Below are 15,995 nucleotides of genomic sequence, written 5' to 3' on the forward strand. Positions count from 1 at the left end.
TTGCTACCATTATATTTAAGTATCGAAGGACTATACTCCTACCAACACAAACAAGAAATAGATTTCACCAAACTTACTGAAGCAGGCCTATTCGGCATATTTGGCAATGTAGGTTCAGGAAAATCATCTATATTGGAAGCCATTAGCTTTGCCTTATACGGCGAAACAGAACGTCTCAATAAGCAGGAGAAACGTACATACAATATGTTAAACCTAAAATCAGACGCTGCCTACATTGTTTTCGAGTTTCTAAATTTTCAAAATCGTCATTTCCGTTTTGTAACCCAATGGAAACGTAAAAAGAAGTTTGAAGAAACCACTACGATCGAACGTCTTGCTTACGAACTAAAGGATGGTCAATGGTTACCGTTAGACTCTGCTGACGGCGCTAAGTACACCAACTTATCTTATCCTAACTTTAGAAGAACGATCATCATACCACAAGGGCAGTTTAAAGAATTTCTCGAGTTGAAAGGGAAAGATCGATCTGATATGATGAAGGAAATATTTAATTTAGACCGATTTGACCTTGGTCCTAAAGTGTCCTTTATGCAGCGCCAAAATAACAGTAAAATCGAGCACATAAAAGGTGCTTTATCTGGTTTTGAAGCTATTAGCCCAGAGTTATTAGAGCAGAAAATGACCGATCTTAAACAGGCGCTCACCGATTTGAATAGTTTAAAAAATGAAGTCACAAAGCTTGAAGAAGAGTGTCGTATATTAAATGAAGGCAAGAAGCTCCGTCTTGACATTCAAGCCAGGCAGGCAGAGCGGGATGAACTACTCAAAGAAAAACCTCGCATTGAAAAACTAGAAAAAGAACTTCATATTTACGAAACGACAGATCGGGCCTTTAGAGAGATCTTAAGCGATACGCAACGTATTAATAAAGAAAAAGAAACGACAACACTACGTATAGAACAACTAAGTGTTAACAAAGAAAAAGCACTACAAGATATAGCGCAAAAAGAAACTACATGGGCCGCCATAGCCGAGGAGTTTAAACATCTAGACCAATATAAAGCAGAAATAGAAGACATCAAACTATTAATCACTATCTGTCAGAATACAATTGAAAAGAACATCTTAGAAAAACGGATCAGTGATGGCAAGCCTTTCTTAGAAAAAGTAAAACAGGAAGAAAAGACTCTTCTTGATCGCATCAACGAACAAGAAAATAAATTAGAATTACTTAAGGCAAAAAAAACAGATACAACTGTACTCCTAGCCTTAGAAAACTGGTACCAAAACAATGACCTTCTACAGCAACAGGCACAAGAGCTCGCCGCACAGGAACTAGCTTTAAACAAAGATATCAATACACTTCTTGCGGAATTTAATACAGCAAACCTCACTCTTGAAAATTGGGAACAAAAATTACAGGAGAGCGAGCAAAAATGGTTAAAACAGCAGCTCCAACTCTTGGAAGAACAGACCCAGCTAAAAGTAAATGAAAAACTTGCTGAATTTTCCGATAGTTTACAATCCGGCGAGGCCTGTCCGTTATGTGGCTCAAAAGACCACCCTTCGCCTATGCACATTCACGACCTGGCACGGCAGAAAGCTGTATTAAGCGATAAACTTATGAAAGTGCAGCAGGAGCTTGAATATAACAAACGACAAACAAGCCAATTGACCAAAACGGGTATCTTAATTAAAGAAAAGAAAAATACTTTAAACTTATTGCAACAGGCGCAAACCGAAAATATCAACAAACAAAACCAACAACAACAGAATTTCAGTTGGAAAGATTTTTCTCCTTTAGACAAAACTGCTTTTTTCAACTATAAAGTCCAAGGACAGGAAACAGAAAAGATAATACAGCAAATTGAAAGTGAAATAAAAACTTTACGTCTCAACCATCAGGAAGCATTTCTTAAAGTGGAAAAATATGAAAAATCAATAAATGATTTTGAACAAAATTTACGTATTACATTAAGCCTAATAAACCAGAATCAGCAACAATTGCGTATCTTAAAGATAGACCAAACGCAAAATGAAAAGACACTGCTCGAAAAGAAGGAGAAAATACAGAGCAGAATAAAATTTTTAGAAGAACAGTACCAAACTCTTTCATCCGAAATACAACAACTTAAAACAAACTTAGCACAGATCAATGGTGAGCGCGGTGTTTTAAAAGAACAGTTTCAAAAACTATTTCAACAACTCAACTACCGACAATCGGAAATTGCCGGTTTACTAAACGAACATAGTTTTGAAGACATTACCCAGGTACAAAGTATCTTACAAAAAAATTTAAATAGTGAAAGCTTACGTAAAGCCATTCAAGAATTTACGGTAAACCTCAATGTATTGCTAGCTAAAATAAGCGAGCTTGAACAACAGGCTGCTCATGACAATTTTAACGAGGTACTGTATGAAGAAAAGAGTAGTACACTTACCTTTAAAAGAAATGAATTCGAGCTAAAGCTTGGTGCAACTGCTGCCCTGGAAAAAGAATTTGAAAGATTACAGATTGAAGTTGCTAAAAAAGAAAAACTAATAGAAGAGTTTACACTATTAGACCTGAGAAAGAAAAACCTAACTACGCTAGAAAACCTCTTCCGAGGTTCAGGTTTTGTAAATTATGTATCCAGTATACACCTACAGCGTTTGTGCGAAATAGCTAATGAGCGTTTTCATCGCTTGACTAAAAACAATTTAAGCCTAACTATTAATGATAGTAACGAATTTGAAGTAGTAGACTTTCTTCATAATGGATATAGACGCTCAGTAAAAACTCTTTCAGGCGGGCAAAGTTTCCAAGCTTCTCTATGTTTAGCATTAGCCTTGGCAGAAAACATTCAAATCATTAATAAAGCTGATAAAAACTTTTTCTTTATTGATGAGGGCTTCGGCACATTAGACGCCGACAGTATGAATACTGTGTTTGAAACTTTGCAATACTTACACAAAGAGAATCGTATCGTTGGTATTATATCCCACGTCGAGGAATTAAAAGAGCGAATACCAAAGTCAATCACTATTATGAACGATGCCGAACACGGCAGTCGCATACATGTTAACGAATGAACGATAATACCCGCTTTTTTATAGAATAATATTAACTTCGTGTTATGTCAGATAAATATGTAGTTATTGTAGCAGGCGGGAAAGGCACCAGAATGGGTGGAGACCTTCCTAAACAATATGTTCAGCTTCATGATAAGCCTGTTCTGATGCACAGTATTGATCAATTTGCACATAGCAAAAGTGCCCCCCGCATCATTATTGTTTTACATGAAGATATGCTTGATTATTGGCAGCACCTTTGCCGACAATATAACTACAAAACTAAACACGAAGTTGTCACAGGCGGTACAAGCCGTTTTCAAAGCGTAAGGAATGGATTGACCTATATTTTTGACAACTATCCCACAGCAGATCTGATTGCAATTCATGACGGTGCTCGCCCTATTATCAGCACCTCACTCATTGATGAAGCTTATCTGCAGACCGATCGATATGGAGCCACAGTCTTAGCTATACCTGCTACCAACTCTATCCGACAGGGAGGTCCTCACAAAAATAGTGCTTTGAACCGCAATTTATTATGGCAGATACAAACACCACAGACTTTTAAAACCGCATTGTTAAAAGGAGCCTTTCAGCAAGAAGAGTCCCCTCTTTTCACAGACGATGCATCTGTAGTAGAAGCCCATGGACATACTATCCATTTAATATCTGGTGATTATAGAAATATTAAAATCACTTATCCTGAGGATCTCCAAATTGCACAAATTTACATACAGGCCAATTGGGACTAAGCATTCCCCCGAATAACACGCAGTAATATTGCAATAATAGCAATAACCAACAACGCGTGTATAATACCGCCACTCACAAAACCTCCGAAAAAACTAATGGCCCAAATGATAACTAAAACAACCGCTATTAAATAAAGTATATTTCCCATAACATTTTAGTTTTATTATAAACCTGCATTGGTTTATAGTAATAAAACAATATGTATAGAAAAAAAGTTTTGAAAATTCTGAGATAGTACATTCGTGTATAAAACACGTTCAATAAATATACGGCTTAAACTTCAATGACCAAGCGATCATATGCCACATACATACCTTCTGGCAAGCCTTCCTGAATAAAATCGTGCTGACCAAAACGATGGCTTATATGTGTTAAATAAGTCTTTTCGGCCTTTATATCCTGCGCAAAAGCTATAGCTTCCTCCTTCGTAAAGTGAGAAATATGCGGCTCTTCCTGTAATGCATTAATCACCAACACCCGCACTCCCTCCAATAATGCCCTTGAGCTTGCGGATACTGTCTTTGCGTCAGTGACATATGCAAAATCACCAAACCGAAAGCCAAGAACAGACATTTTATGATGCATCACCTCCAAAGGCATAATGCGATGCCCTTCTACAAAAAAAACTTCACCTGAGTTTATAGGCTCTAATTGTAAACGCGGTATCCCTGGATATTTATTATCACTAAATGCATAATAAAACTCCCGTTGCAAAGCCTGATGTGTTTCTCCACTTCCATATATCGGAATAGAAGCTTGCTGCTTAAAATTAAAAGCCCGAACATCATCCATCCCTGCAATATGATCCTTATGGGAATGTGTGATTAAAATTGCATCCAGTTCTTGCACATGTTCTCGTAACATCTGATAACGAAAATCAGGTCCCGTATCTACCACAAGAGTTGCGTTATCATACTCAATAAGGATAGATGACCGGAGACGCTTATCTTTGCTATCTTCCGAACAACACACCTTACATTCGCATGCAATAACCGGTACGCCCTGTGATGTTCCTGTCCCTAAAAATGTTACCTTCAAACCTATGCTACCAACTTTTTAATTGTTTTATAAAAATCTTTTTTCTTATCATCTAATATAGAAACATCCACTTCTATTTCTTGTATTAAACCTACTAAAGATTGTATTCTTACTTCCAGATTAGAGAACTTATTCACCAGAATAACTCTTGTATTCTGAATCAAACATGCGCCTGTACGGAATGATCCTTTCTCATAACGCACTTTGTATCCAAAGTCGTTCAACAAGTCTTCCAACTTCCCTAAATTATGTTGTGTAAATGTGATCACTTTCTTCGAATTTTAAAACACATACCTAAACTACAAACAGCCTATTTCTTGAAAAGTTTATACGAAATATAAGCACTTATAAAGCCTGTTCCATAGGCTATCAGCTGCGTATAAGCCGCTAAAACCGCATAAAAAGCAACATTCAACTTCCCTGTCTTAGATAAAGCATGTAAAAACAATAGCAATGTATATAAAAATAATAAATAATTCCCCACGTATGCCAATATCTGGAGACCTAAACACGCTACCAAAAAAGAAGACATCGTATTCAAAAATAGCAAAACAACCAAGCCAGTAACAAACAGAGAAGGCAGGGCATGCACCCATTTAAGTTCGGATGGGTAAAGCTCATAAATAGCAATACGTCCTTTACCAAATGAATTTGTTTGCTTATAGAATTGTAGAAGCGAGGTACGTCGCTTATGATAAACATAAGCTTCAGAAATCAACCCCACCTTAAAGCCTTCATTAATCATCCGAATACTAAACTCAATATCTTCTGATCTTCGTGATAGTCGAAACCCTCCGGTATGTTCATATACCTCTCTCGACAAGCCCATATTAAAACTTCGTGGGTGAAACTGCCCTACGTGTTTTTTATTACCACGGATTCCTCCCGTTGTAAACGGACTGGTCATTGCGTAAGATATGGCCTTCTGAACTGTTGTAAAAGAACTATGCGCAGCATCCGGTCCGCCAAAAGCATCCCATCCTTCAGACTTTATACCTGTAAGCACATGTTGGAGATAACCATTTGGTAGAATTACATCCGAATCCAAAACAATAAAGTAATCTCCCTTAGCCCTTGCAAAGCCATAATTTCTCGCAATACCTTGTCCTTCATTTACCTTCATGAAATACCGAACAGCTAAACGATCGGCAAAGCTTTTCACAATGTCCTCACCGGTTACGATAGAGCCATCTTCAACTATAATGACCTCAAAATCCTTATAGGTCTGTAAGGTCAGGGATTCTAACAATTCAGCAATCTCCTGCGGTCTATTATAAAGGGGAATAATTACCGAAAAAAACATAGCTTATATCACCTTTTCGATATGGTACCGATTTCGGTCACTCGAACTTCTAGAGATTAATTCGGCTATAAAACCGGTAAGAAAAAGCTGTGTTCCTATAAGAATAGCCACTAAAGAAAGATAAAAAAGCGGTTGATCGGTTACATTACGGTACACACTACCGCTTGCAATACTCATCAACTTTTCAAATATCAAATAGCAAGTAATAAAAAAGCCTATTAAAAAACTTAACACCCCAATAGTACCAAAAAAGTGCATGGGGCGTTTACCAAATTTACCTACAAAAAATATAGATAAAAGATCTAAAAATCCTTTAACAAAACGGCCTGCTCCAAACTTAGTTGTTCCGTATTTTCGGGGATAATGCTGTACGATCTGTTCTTGTATATTGATAAACCCGGCCCATTTAGCCAACACGGGTATGTAACGATGCATTTCGCCGTACACCTCAATACTTTTCACTACTTCTTTCTTATAAGCCTTTAATCCACAGTTAAAATCATGCAGGTTATGTATCCCCGACATGCCTCTCGTTACCGAATTAAACAGCTTTGTAGGAATTGTTTTCGTTAAAGGATCGTAGCGTTTTTGCTTCCAACCCGAAACTAAATCCGCCCCTTGGTTAACGACACGGTCGTACAATTCAGGAATTTCATCCGGACTATCCTGCAGATCCGCATCCATAGTAATCACCACATCTCCTTCTGCTGCATCAAACCCTACATTCAAAGCTGCCGATTTACCATAGTTTCTTCTAAATTTAATGCCTATTATCTCTTCATGCGATAATTTTAGCTGTTGAATTACTTTCCAAGACGAATCATTACTACCATCATCTACTAAAATAATCTCATAGCTAAAGTTATGTTGCTTCATTACCCTCCTGATCCAATCAGTCAATTCAGGCAATGACTCCTCTTCGTTAAATAAAGGAACTACTACTGATATATCCATACAGACTTTTCAACTTTTAATTTTCCGTTTGCTCAGTATCTGTTTTGGCATCCTCGGCAGGCACACGTAAAAAAGCAGGTCTTTCTCTTTTGAATATTGCGGCAAGAATAAGTGAAAAAACAAAATAAAGGATCAAGTTAATTCCCAACCCTTTTAACGTCTGTCCGAACGAAAAAGTTCTTAAGTCATCTCTTGTTTTCTCCAGGTCGGCTACTTGCTTATCAATAACATCATCCTCTACCCCCATGCTCTCCATCGTCTCGATAGTCATATTAATTGTTTTATCAAACACGACCTGTTGTGGTTCGGGTATGGCCAAATTAAAAACTGCACCACCAATATTCGTAATAATAACAGCTATAGCAAGCATAATAAATATGCTTTTTAGAGCTTCACTAAAGTTCCAGAACCCTCCTCCTACTTTACGCAACATCAACGAAAAACTAGCTGATAGCACGATCATTATTACAATAGAGAGTGTCCCGGTAATTAATGAAGTCATTTTGAAATCAGCACTATTCATCAAAACATACATAGAGATTGTACTGATGACAAATGAAATCACACCTAGGTAAACACCTAATTTGATTCCCTCTTTTCGAACAAGTTGCTCGGGGAAAGTTCCTTCCTGTACGTATACATTCATAATTTAAGCATTAAAATTAGCAATAATCTGATACACTGCGATGTCGAAAGACTTGTTTCCAGCAAATTGCGTAAACTCTTCCAGCTGCTGTGCATCAGGCTTTGGTTCATTAAAGAAACTCATCATCGGGTAAAAAAGCTCTTTCAATTCATCCTGATGAGAAATGGTATCTGCTACTTTTCTAATTTCTTCATAAGTGCTATCCACTAGAATCTGGTTAGCGATTACTTTTTCATAAATAGTATATTCATCCTGAAACTCATCTTCTTCTACTAGTAAGAACTCTTTCAAGTAATCATCCAAAGACGCCTCTATTTCATCATCCTCACACTCTCGTAGATACAAAAATATATTCAATAATTCTGTACCTCTGTCAATGGTCTGCTCCTCTATTCCTTCCCATTCCTCCGATTCCAAATAATCCTCGTCCAGCTTCTGCACGTCTTCACTAAAGAAGTTAATCATTAGCAAATCAAAATATACCTCTCTTAATTCTTCAAAACGTTGAAAATCGTCAAATACACGATCTAAAGCATCAACCTTATTAAGAAAGGGGACCTCTTGGTCAAAAACATTTCGTAGCGCATCTTCAAATGCGCTAATCTCGTTACCTTCAGATTTAGCATAGGCCTGAATACCTGCCTCAAAGGCTCTTTTAACTGTTAAATCCATATCTTTTGTTAGTTTATGACCAATTGTCCGTTATTAATTACTGCTTTCACCTTACCTTGCAACTCTTTTCCGAACAATGGACTATTCGTCCCTTTTGATCTGTTTATCTTATCATCAAACACCCAATTCTCTTGTCTATCAAACAAGACAATATTTGCCAAAGTTCCCTCCAATAGGGTTGGAATATCTTGTTTTAGAATCTTCCTTGGCTGAACCGCCAATTTATCAACAATCACCTCATCCGACAAACCAGCCCCCACCAATAGAGGTAAAACTGTTTGCAAGCCGATAATACCCTCCTGTGCAATTTGAAACTCTACATTTTTAAATTCTATTTCATGAGCGGTATGCTGAGATACTACGGCATCTATCGTGCCATCTTGCAGTCCCTTACGCAATGCATCCACATCTTTTTGCGTACGCAATGGTGGGTTTACTTTAAAATTACTATCAAAGCCTACTATTTCTGCATCAGTATAAACAAGGTGGTGCGCAGCAACATCAGCTGTCACCTGTAATCCTTTTTGTTTAGCCTGTCTCACAAGATCCACAGCTTCAGCAGTAGATAGTGTTGTAAAATGTATCGGAGCTTCATAATATTCTGCTAAAAACAAATCGCGCGAAACCATTAACGCTTCCGCAAGGTTTGGCTTACCCTTCATCCCTAAATAGGTACTCATTTCCCCTTCATTCATTTGATTTCCTCCCGCTAGGGTAATATCTTCAGCAAATGAGATTATAAGTCCATTAAAACCTTTTGTATACAGCAAAGCTCTTCCCATCAAATCGGCATGCTGAACACTACGATCGCCATCGCTGAAAGCAACTGCGCCAGCTAAGTGCATATCATATAGCTCGGCCAACTCTTTACCTTCTCGTTTCTTACTAATCGCACCGATTGGGTAAACATCTACTAAGTTACCTGCTGCCGTATTCACTACCAAAGAAATCTCTGATCTACTGTATAAAGCAGGTTGCGTATTCGGCTGAACGGCTATCCCTGTAAAACCTCCTGCTGCTGCCGCAGCAGTACCTGTAGCTATATCTTCTTTCGTTTCCAACCCTGGTTCTCCAATATTGGTATGAAGATCAAAAAAACCCACAGAAACAACACAGCCTTTACCATCAATAACTTGAATATCCTTTGCTGCCAAATCGATTTTAGATGCTACCTGAGCAATTATCCCATTCTCTACATAAATATCAATAAGCATATTATGCAGCGGATGTTCAGGAAGTATAAGTTTAGCAGAAGTTATTAAAATTTTATTCATGAGTTTTACATTGTATGCTATAGAAAAACAAATGGTCTAATAAAACGACCGGATATCCCTGAAAGTAGGCCTCTATTTAACAAGTATATTTCATTATCATCCGTACAGATGATCTTATCAAGCCCACTATTTGGAATGCAACTAGCGTTTGTAAACATGCAGATTCGAGGCCCCTTCATTGAAGAACAAATGTACAAAATATATTGAAACACCTATTTTAAAAAAAACCTATTTTTCGGCACTACTCTCCCCAGCTATAGCTATCAATATAGATATCTGACAAAGACAATACCCTATCAATTACTGTAGATGCCAATTCCTCAAATGTTTTAGGCAAACTATAAAATGAGGGAGTAGCCGGACAAATAATCCCTCCTGCTTGATTAACCAAGGCCATATTTTGTATATGTATCCCACTAAGTGGAGTTTCTCTTGTTACCAACACTAGTTTTCTTCGTTCTTTTAAGATCACATCCGCAGCTCTTGTCGTTAGATCAGAAGATACTCCGTGCGCAATACGTGCTAATGTTCCCATCGAACAAGGGCATACAATCATTGTATCAAACCGTGCTGACCCAGAAGCAAAAGGTGCCATAAAATCATTTTTACTATAAAAAGTGAATGGGTAAGCCTTATAATCATCACTCCCCAACTCAAAACGCCAAACATCTTTTGCATTATCGGACATCACTACAGCCACCTCCTTCACTTGATCCTGCAATAGCATAAGTTTATCTAAAAGAACTTTCGCATATATTGAACCGCTTGCTCCCGTCACAGCGACTACCACTTTTTTCTTATTAATCCTCATACGTATCATCAAAGCTAATAAAAATGAGCAAACTCTCCCTAATCACCTAATTATTTACCTAACAATCCTAATTTTATGAACAATTCATTTGAATCTGATTTTTTTTTATTTAATTCGTACATAAAGAGAGTCCATTCATTATAATAATGTTCTCTAGAGTAAAAAGAAAGCAATAATTATCAAACAAACGCATACACTGGTAGATAAAATCCGCAAAAGATGAGCGCACAAATGTTAGAAGAGTATATTGAAACAGGGAATCATCATGATCTGGAAATCTTGTTACGTAACTCACCACACCTCTTACGGGAAAACACGAGCCACCATATATCTCCCTTACTGCTAGCATGCTACTATCACAAAGAAAATGTTATAAAGACTATTTTAGGGCATCTAACTACCATCACTATACATGAAGCTGCCGCAATCGGTCTAGCAACACATGTAGAAGCTATGCTCAAACAAAAGCCTGAAGTCATTGACGAAATCTCTTCACATGGCTTTACACCATTAAGCATAGCCACACATTTCGGAAAAGATGAGGTAGTACGACTTTTACTAGCCAAAAAAGCAGATCCAAATATTCCTTCGCAGAATGGTTACCAAATTTATCCATTACATACAGCATTAACCGGTCAGTATGATATTATTAGTAAGATGCTAATAGAAGCTGGAGCGGATATTAACGCTGTACAAAATGCAAACATCACCCCCTTACACCTTGCCGCACAACAAGGGAATATTGATTTGATCATTATTTTATTAGAAAATGGAGCAGATATCGCTACCCAAACCAGCACTGGTCAAACAGCATCTGAACTTGCTATGGAGAAGGGGCACAAAGAAATTGCTGAAATACTAGCTCTGCATTAGTTACGCAATAAAAAAAGCCCAACACTACATTCAAGACATCTTTTTTTATCGCAACCATGCTTTTTTAAATGTAATACAGCCTGCGAATCTGCCGAGGAACGAATAGGCATTCCTAATTCAAAAAATCTATTAGTGATATTATTTTTTTCAGCAGCAATAGTCTCTAACCAAGCTATAGCTTTATCTTGGAGTTTAGTGTCATGAATATATTTCCCATAAGCAAACATTGTGGGTATAAAGGCATTTATCAATAAATGATCCACAAAGGGAAGACTAATACGTGTACTATGAACAGAAGTTTTATTCCCAAATATGAAATGATCCGACCAATAAGAAGATACATTTATCCCTTCAAAAAATGAGTATACCGTTTTAATATCTTCAGCAAATAATACATCTGCAAATAAGGAGGGCTTAGCACTATATAAACTAACGAATTGGGCAATCCGAAACGTAGGGAAATTATAAGGGCGCATACGCATAAACCGCCAAACAATAGGCTTTAATTCTCTTAACTTATGTATTTTCTTCAGATAAGCATACTCATTTCGTAACTCTTTCACATAACTATCCTCATGAGCAGAATGAAGCAAACCAGCCTGCCCAAAAACCATAGCTTCCAGTTTCATCAGATCACATTGATACTTACGAAAAAGAACATGCTCCAATATCTTACCCAGGTCCATAAAAGACTCTGCATTTACTTTCATTCCGAAACTACGGCATACCAGAGCAAAAAGCACGTGTTCCCAATCATGAGCAGTTTCATTCAGCAGGTCATAAACTAAATTATACTTATAGCCCAAGCGTTCAACTAGCTGCCTTTGCAGCAATTGAGTTTTAACCAAAGTATTCACATCCTTCAATTGGTTTTGGCAAGGTATCCACAATTTGCTTTCTTTTAAGGCACGATACTTATCAAGCAGATTACTGTCCACTCGTTCGCCAATCTGTAGGGTGGGTATAGAAGTTCCATCCTCTCGCAGAAAAAGTCCATAGCCATTCCACACGACATGCAATACAACGTTATTGTAAGCTGAATCCTCGTGGTGACTATGCCTGACCCAATCCTTAGCGTCTACATGAATCTCCACATGTCCGTGCCATTCCTGTTCTGCAATACGTAGCCTGGCATAAAGAAAGTCAGGCCCCGCATTACTATTGGGCAATCCCACGTCCAATATAGAGACTTTTTCACCTGCCTGCGTATAAAGATCAAATTGGTCAAAAAATCGAAACTGCCAAATAAAGTGTACAAGCTCTTCCGAAATCATACCTAAAGATATAAAATACTTTCAGAAAAACAAACACAACAAACTGACTACAAGACAAATAAACACACACTCAACAACAAAGATGTTTACTTTTTAATACATAGCCGTAGCTGCTCCCCCGTCTAAAGGAACAGCTGTACCTGTTAAAAAAGAAGCATATTCCGATGCTAAAAAAGCCACCATATAACCGTACTCTCTAGGTTCTCCTAAACGTTGTACAGGAATTGATGCAGACTTGCCCTGTTTCACTTGTTCAAAAGATACGCCTGTTTTTTCTGCTTCCATTTGCATCAAACTATTCAACCGATCTGTATCAAAAAAACCTGTTAATACTGTGTTGACCGTTATACCATCTTTTGCCACATCAGAAGCTAAAGATTTACTCCAGCTCACTAACGCTGTACGCATCGTATTCGACAAAACTAAGTTTGCATTAGGTTCTTTTACAGTCATAGACGACACGTTAATAATACGGCCAAAACCTTTCTTCTTCATACTTTCAATAGTCAACAAACTAGCTTGTACGGCGTGTCTAAACAATAAATCAAAAGCCTGTTGATAATCATTAGCTGTCTTAGACATTATGCCACCAGCCAATGGTCCATTTGTATTATTTACTAAAATATCGATTTGATTGTCTTCAAAAAAAGCCTCGATTATAGATCGATGTCTTTCATAATCGTTAAAATCAGTCACTAAATAACTATGTTTTTGCCCTTTATTTGCACACAATTCAGCCAGTGCTGATACAAGTTTATCTTCACTACGACTCATAAGAACCACCTCAGCACCGCAATTTGCTAACTCTATCGCTATAGCTTTTCCGATACCCGAACTCGCTCCTCCCACGAGAGCTCTTTTTCCTTCTAAAGATATATTCATCATTATTTATACTATTATATACAGTTATCTATTATTCTTCAACCTGCTCGGCATTCACCAAATTCTCTCTCTTCAAATAAACAAACATCAGCCATGCAATCAAAGTCAAAGCAATTGCCGCCCCCCATACCAAATTCTCCATTTTATATATTTGCACGTGTAGAAAAGCCAACAAAAACATAAAACCAGCCACTAAACCTGTCAATAAAGACCGATTATTCGTAGCCTTTTCCGGCAAAGAAAACGGGTAATCACGGATGGCAAACAAAGCGAGTACTATCGTTAAAATTAACCCTAATGAAGTTGCTAACAACACATCATTAACGACAGAAACACCAAACATAAAAACAGAAACAATAGCAAAAAGAAGCATAAAGCTTAAATAATATTTTATGATTACAGCTTTTAGTGCTCCCGAAATCACTTCACCATCTTTTTTTATCGGCGCAACATAATACATCCAAGCTGCCTTATATACCTCTGACCTTGTAATCAATTGCAAAACACCAAACAATGAAATACTCGCCAGATAAAAAACAACAATATAACGACCAGTTTCCATTAAATTTGCATATTGCTCTGCTAACGTAGCCTCTTCTCCTCGCATAAAAAAGATAAAAACAAAATATAGCGGTACATACACCAAAGTAGGATACAATTGCATTTTCAGTTTCTGCGATCGTCCTGTCATATACCAGACATGTAAAAATGCAGCCTCTTCTGGGCCTTTTCTCGTCAAAGCGAGTGCGAGACGCTTTCCCCATATCCCGCTCTTATGCTTTTTCTCATTCACATTTACCTCCGCCTGCCCCATAGCAAATATTTTATCCATAAACCCTTTAGCTAGAAAAAAACGAACAAAAAACACTGCTAAAAAAGGGAACAGAATCGATAGAAAAAGTAAAGCTAACGTGGTACTATTTAATCCGCCAACCACCATCTCAAACCAACCAACAGGCCATACTGATGGTAAAACCCAGAGCCACCATTCCTCAGCTATAGTTAGATCTTGCAACGCATCTATCTTTAACAGACGTGGAACAACCATATAGCCTGCCAGAATTAATAAAGATAAAAATATCTGTATATAAGCAATAGCCCTCTTGATCTGGGAAAGAGGTAGCCAACGCAGTGCTAAAAGATAAAACAAACTGACCCCAAATAATGCAACTAAACAAGCCAAGAACAAAGAAAATACCAAAGCCAGCAATGCCAAAACACCATATTCAAACCCCGAATAGATCACAAGAGGCAAACTTACTGCAAATGCCACATTAAGTAATTTCACAGCCATATGCAAAATACGTACTGCCATGAACGTACTATCGCTTACAGGTTTAGGTAAAATAATATATTGATCTTTTGTATCAAAAAGGATACTAGAAAAATCATTAATCAAAAAAACTGCAAGCAAAAAGCTATATGTTGCTATACCAAGGCCAAACCCAGTTAATCGGTCTGGAATCACCAGAGCTACCATCATAACCATGAGCCCTACAACTAAATGCATAAAAAAAGCAAAAAAGGACATGTACTTACCTGATTTTCTCTTATGTCCAGTAGACCCAAACAACTGACTCACTGTACGATCGTCACAGGTCAGCTTTACCGAAAGAATAAGCTTTAACTGCCTAACGTCTAGACCCATTCGCTTAAAAACCGGTGTAAAAAGAATTAAAAAACGAAGTGTTATTTTCCCCATACTAACGTATTGCTTGTATAATATCCAACGCTTTTGCTGCCTCAGTGTCACCCAGTGTCAATTTTGCAAAAACTTCTTCCAAAGTTTTTTCATCTCCGGTCTTCAACTCATCAATTGTGCCATTAGCAACTATCTCGCCATTCACTATCAGAACAATACGATCAGAAACCTTCTCCACAATATCCATCATATGCGAACAGTAAAATATAGTTTTCCCCTCCTTAGCCAATAAAGCAATCATTTCTTTCACTAATATCACAGCATTAGCATCTAAGCCCGACAACGGCTCATCCAACACAATAATCTGCGGATTATGTATGAGCCCCGATGCTAACAAAACTTTTTGGCGCATACCTTTAGAAAAAGACTCCATCCGGTCGTCCTTGACATCAAAAAGCCCAAATGCTTTGAGCAAAGAAGTAGCTCGGCTTTCAATCAGCATATCATCCTGACCATACAATTTTCCTGCAAAATCAAGATACTCCATGGGTGTCAATACATCGTAAAGTTCTGCGTGCTCGGGGACATAACCTATCAGCGATTTCACAGCTAAAGTATCCACTCGCACATCGTACGTTCCCACTTCCACCTCTCCTTCAAAATCAGAAATAAGCCCTGTTAATATCTTTACTGTAGTTGACTTTCCTGCTCCATTAGGACCTATATATCCGATAACCTGACCTGGATATATATCCAGATTAATTCCCTTCAAGACCTGCTTATGCCCGTAACTCTTTTTTAAGTTACGTATGCGAACAATTGGTTTATTTTCTTCCATAACACCTTAAAACTACTGAA

At 37.6% G+C, this 15,995-nt stretch carries 16 protein-coding genes; 3 read left to right on the top strand and 13 right to left on the bottom strand.

Annotation, left to right across the window (positions count from 1 at the left end; all coding sequences use genetic code 11):
- Complete coding sequence (locus ORI89_RS12925; RefSeq protein WP_268230906.1) at window positions 1–3,033, top strand: AAA family ATPase; 3,033 nt, start codon at window positions 1–3, stop codon at window positions 3,031–3,033.
- A 44-nt stretch (window positions 3,034–3,077) separates the two neighbouring features.
- Entirely contained in the window at window positions 3,078–3,767 is a 690-nt protein-coding gene (locus ORI89_RS12930) for a 2-C-methyl-D-erythritol 4-phosphate cytidylyltransferase (RefSeq protein ID WP_268230907.1), read from the top strand.
- Here the strand turns inward: ORI89_RS12930 and ORI89_RS12935 are convergent.
- The 9 genes from ORI89_RS12935 to ORI89_RS12975 all read right to left on the bottom strand — a co-directional run bounded on the left by ORI89_RS12935 (window position 3,764) and on the right by ORI89_RS12975 (window position 10,466).
- A complete protein-coding gene (locus ORI89_RS12935) occupies window positions 3,764–3,916 on the bottom strand; it encodes a lmo0937 family membrane protein (protein WP_268230908.1) in 153 nt (50 codons plus the stop codon). The two genes, ORI89_RS12930 and ORI89_RS12935, sit on opposite strands and share 4 nt — an antisense overlap.
- A gap of 125 nt (window positions 3,917–4,041) precedes the next feature.
- The gene (locus tag ORI89_RS12940; protein WP_268230909.1) at window positions 4,042–4,806 is read right to left on the bottom strand and encodes an MBL fold metallo-hydrolase; all 765 of its coding nucleotides are present in this window, start codon (window positions 4,804–4,806) and stop codon (window positions 4,042–4,044) included.
- 2 nt (window positions 4,807–4,808) lie between these two features.
- Window positions 4,809–5,075, bottom strand: coding sequence for a hypothetical protein (locus ORI89_RS12945; RefSeq protein ID WP_268230910.1), 267 nt, complete (start codon window positions 5,073–5,075; stop codon window positions 4,809–4,811).
- Between the two features lie 41 nt (window positions 5,076–5,116).
- Window positions 5,117–6,109 carry a glycosyltransferase gene (locus tag ORI89_RS12950; RefSeq protein WP_268230911.1) on the bottom strand — a complete coding sequence of 331 codons (993 nt, stop codon included), beginning with the start codon at window positions 6,107–6,109 and terminating at the stop codon, window positions 5,117–5,119.
- Window positions 6,110–6,112: 3 nt separating this feature from the next.
- Entirely contained in the window at window positions 6,113–7,063 is a 951-nt protein-coding gene (locus tag ORI89_RS12955) for a glycosyltransferase family 2 protein (protein ID WP_268230912.1), read from the bottom strand.
- A gap of 16 nt (window positions 7,064–7,079) precedes the next feature.
- Window positions 7,080–7,709 (bottom strand): DUF4199 domain-containing protein, encoded by a 630-nt coding sequence (locus tag ORI89_RS12960; RefSeq protein WP_268230913.1) that lies wholly within the window; start codon window positions 7,707–7,709, stop codon window positions 7,080–7,082.
- 3 nt (window positions 7,710–7,712) lie between these two features.
- Window positions 7,713–8,381 carry a hypothetical protein gene (locus ORI89_RS12965; protein WP_268230914.1) on the bottom strand — a complete coding sequence of 223 codons (669 nt, stop codon included), beginning with the start codon at window positions 8,379–8,381 and terminating at the stop codon, window positions 7,713–7,715.
- Between the two features lie 8 nt (window positions 8,382–8,389).
- Window positions 8,390–9,655, bottom strand: a complete 1,266-nt coding sequence (locus tag ORI89_RS12970) for a dihydroorotase (protein WP_268230915.1) — start codon at window positions 9,653–9,655, stop codon at window positions 8,390–8,392.
- Window positions 9,656–9,896: 241 nt separating this feature from the next.
- Window positions 9,897–10,466: a UbiX family flavin prenyltransferase gene (locus tag ORI89_RS12975; RefSeq protein WP_268230916.1), complete on the bottom strand. Its 570-nt coding sequence runs from the start codon at window positions 10,464–10,466 to the stop codon at window positions 9,897–9,899.
- 219 nt (window positions 10,467–10,685) lie between these two features.
- Between ORI89_RS12975 and ORI89_RS12980 the strand changes: the two genes are divergently transcribed.
- Window positions 10,686–11,339, top strand: coding sequence for an ankyrin repeat domain-containing protein (locus ORI89_RS12980; RefSeq protein WP_268230917.1), 654 nt, complete (start codon window positions 10,686–10,688; stop codon window positions 11,337–11,339).
- Here the strand turns inward: ORI89_RS12980 and ORI89_RS12985 are convergent.
- The 4 genes from ORI89_RS12985 to ORI89_RS13000 all read right to left on the bottom strand — a co-directional run bounded on the left by ORI89_RS12985 (window position 11,336) and on the right by ORI89_RS13000 (window position 15,975).
- The gene (locus ORI89_RS12985; RefSeq protein WP_268230918.1) at window positions 11,336–12,613 is read right to left on the bottom strand and encodes a DUF2851 family protein; all 1,278 of its coding nucleotides are present in this window, start codon (window positions 12,611–12,613) and stop codon (window positions 11,336–11,338) included. The two genes, ORI89_RS12980 and ORI89_RS12985, sit on opposite strands and share 4 nt — an antisense overlap.
- A 93-nt stretch (window positions 12,614–12,706) precedes the next feature.
- Window positions 12,707–13,498 (bottom strand): SDR family oxidoreductase, encoded by a 792-nt coding sequence (locus ORI89_RS12990; protein ID WP_268230919.1) that lies wholly within the window; start codon window positions 13,496–13,498, stop codon window positions 12,707–12,709.
- Window positions 13,499–13,526: 28 nt separating this feature from the next.
- Complete coding sequence (locus ORI89_RS12995; protein WP_268230920.1) at window positions 13,527–15,197, bottom strand: hypothetical protein; 1,671 nt, start codon at window positions 15,195–15,197, stop codon at window positions 13,527–13,529.
- Between the two features lies 1 nt (window position 15,198).
- Entirely contained in the window at window positions 15,199–15,975 is a 777-nt protein-coding gene (locus ORI89_RS13000) for an ABC transporter ATP-binding protein (RefSeq protein WP_268230921.1), read from the bottom strand.
- Window positions 15,976–15,995: the final 20 nt, after the last annotated feature.

It is taken from the genome of Sphingobacterium sp. UT-1RO-CII-1 (genome assembly GCF_026711005.1).
In the GTDB taxonomy this organism is placed as follows: Bacteria; Bacteroidota; Bacteroidia; order Sphingobacteriales; family Sphingobacteriaceae; genus Sphingobacterium.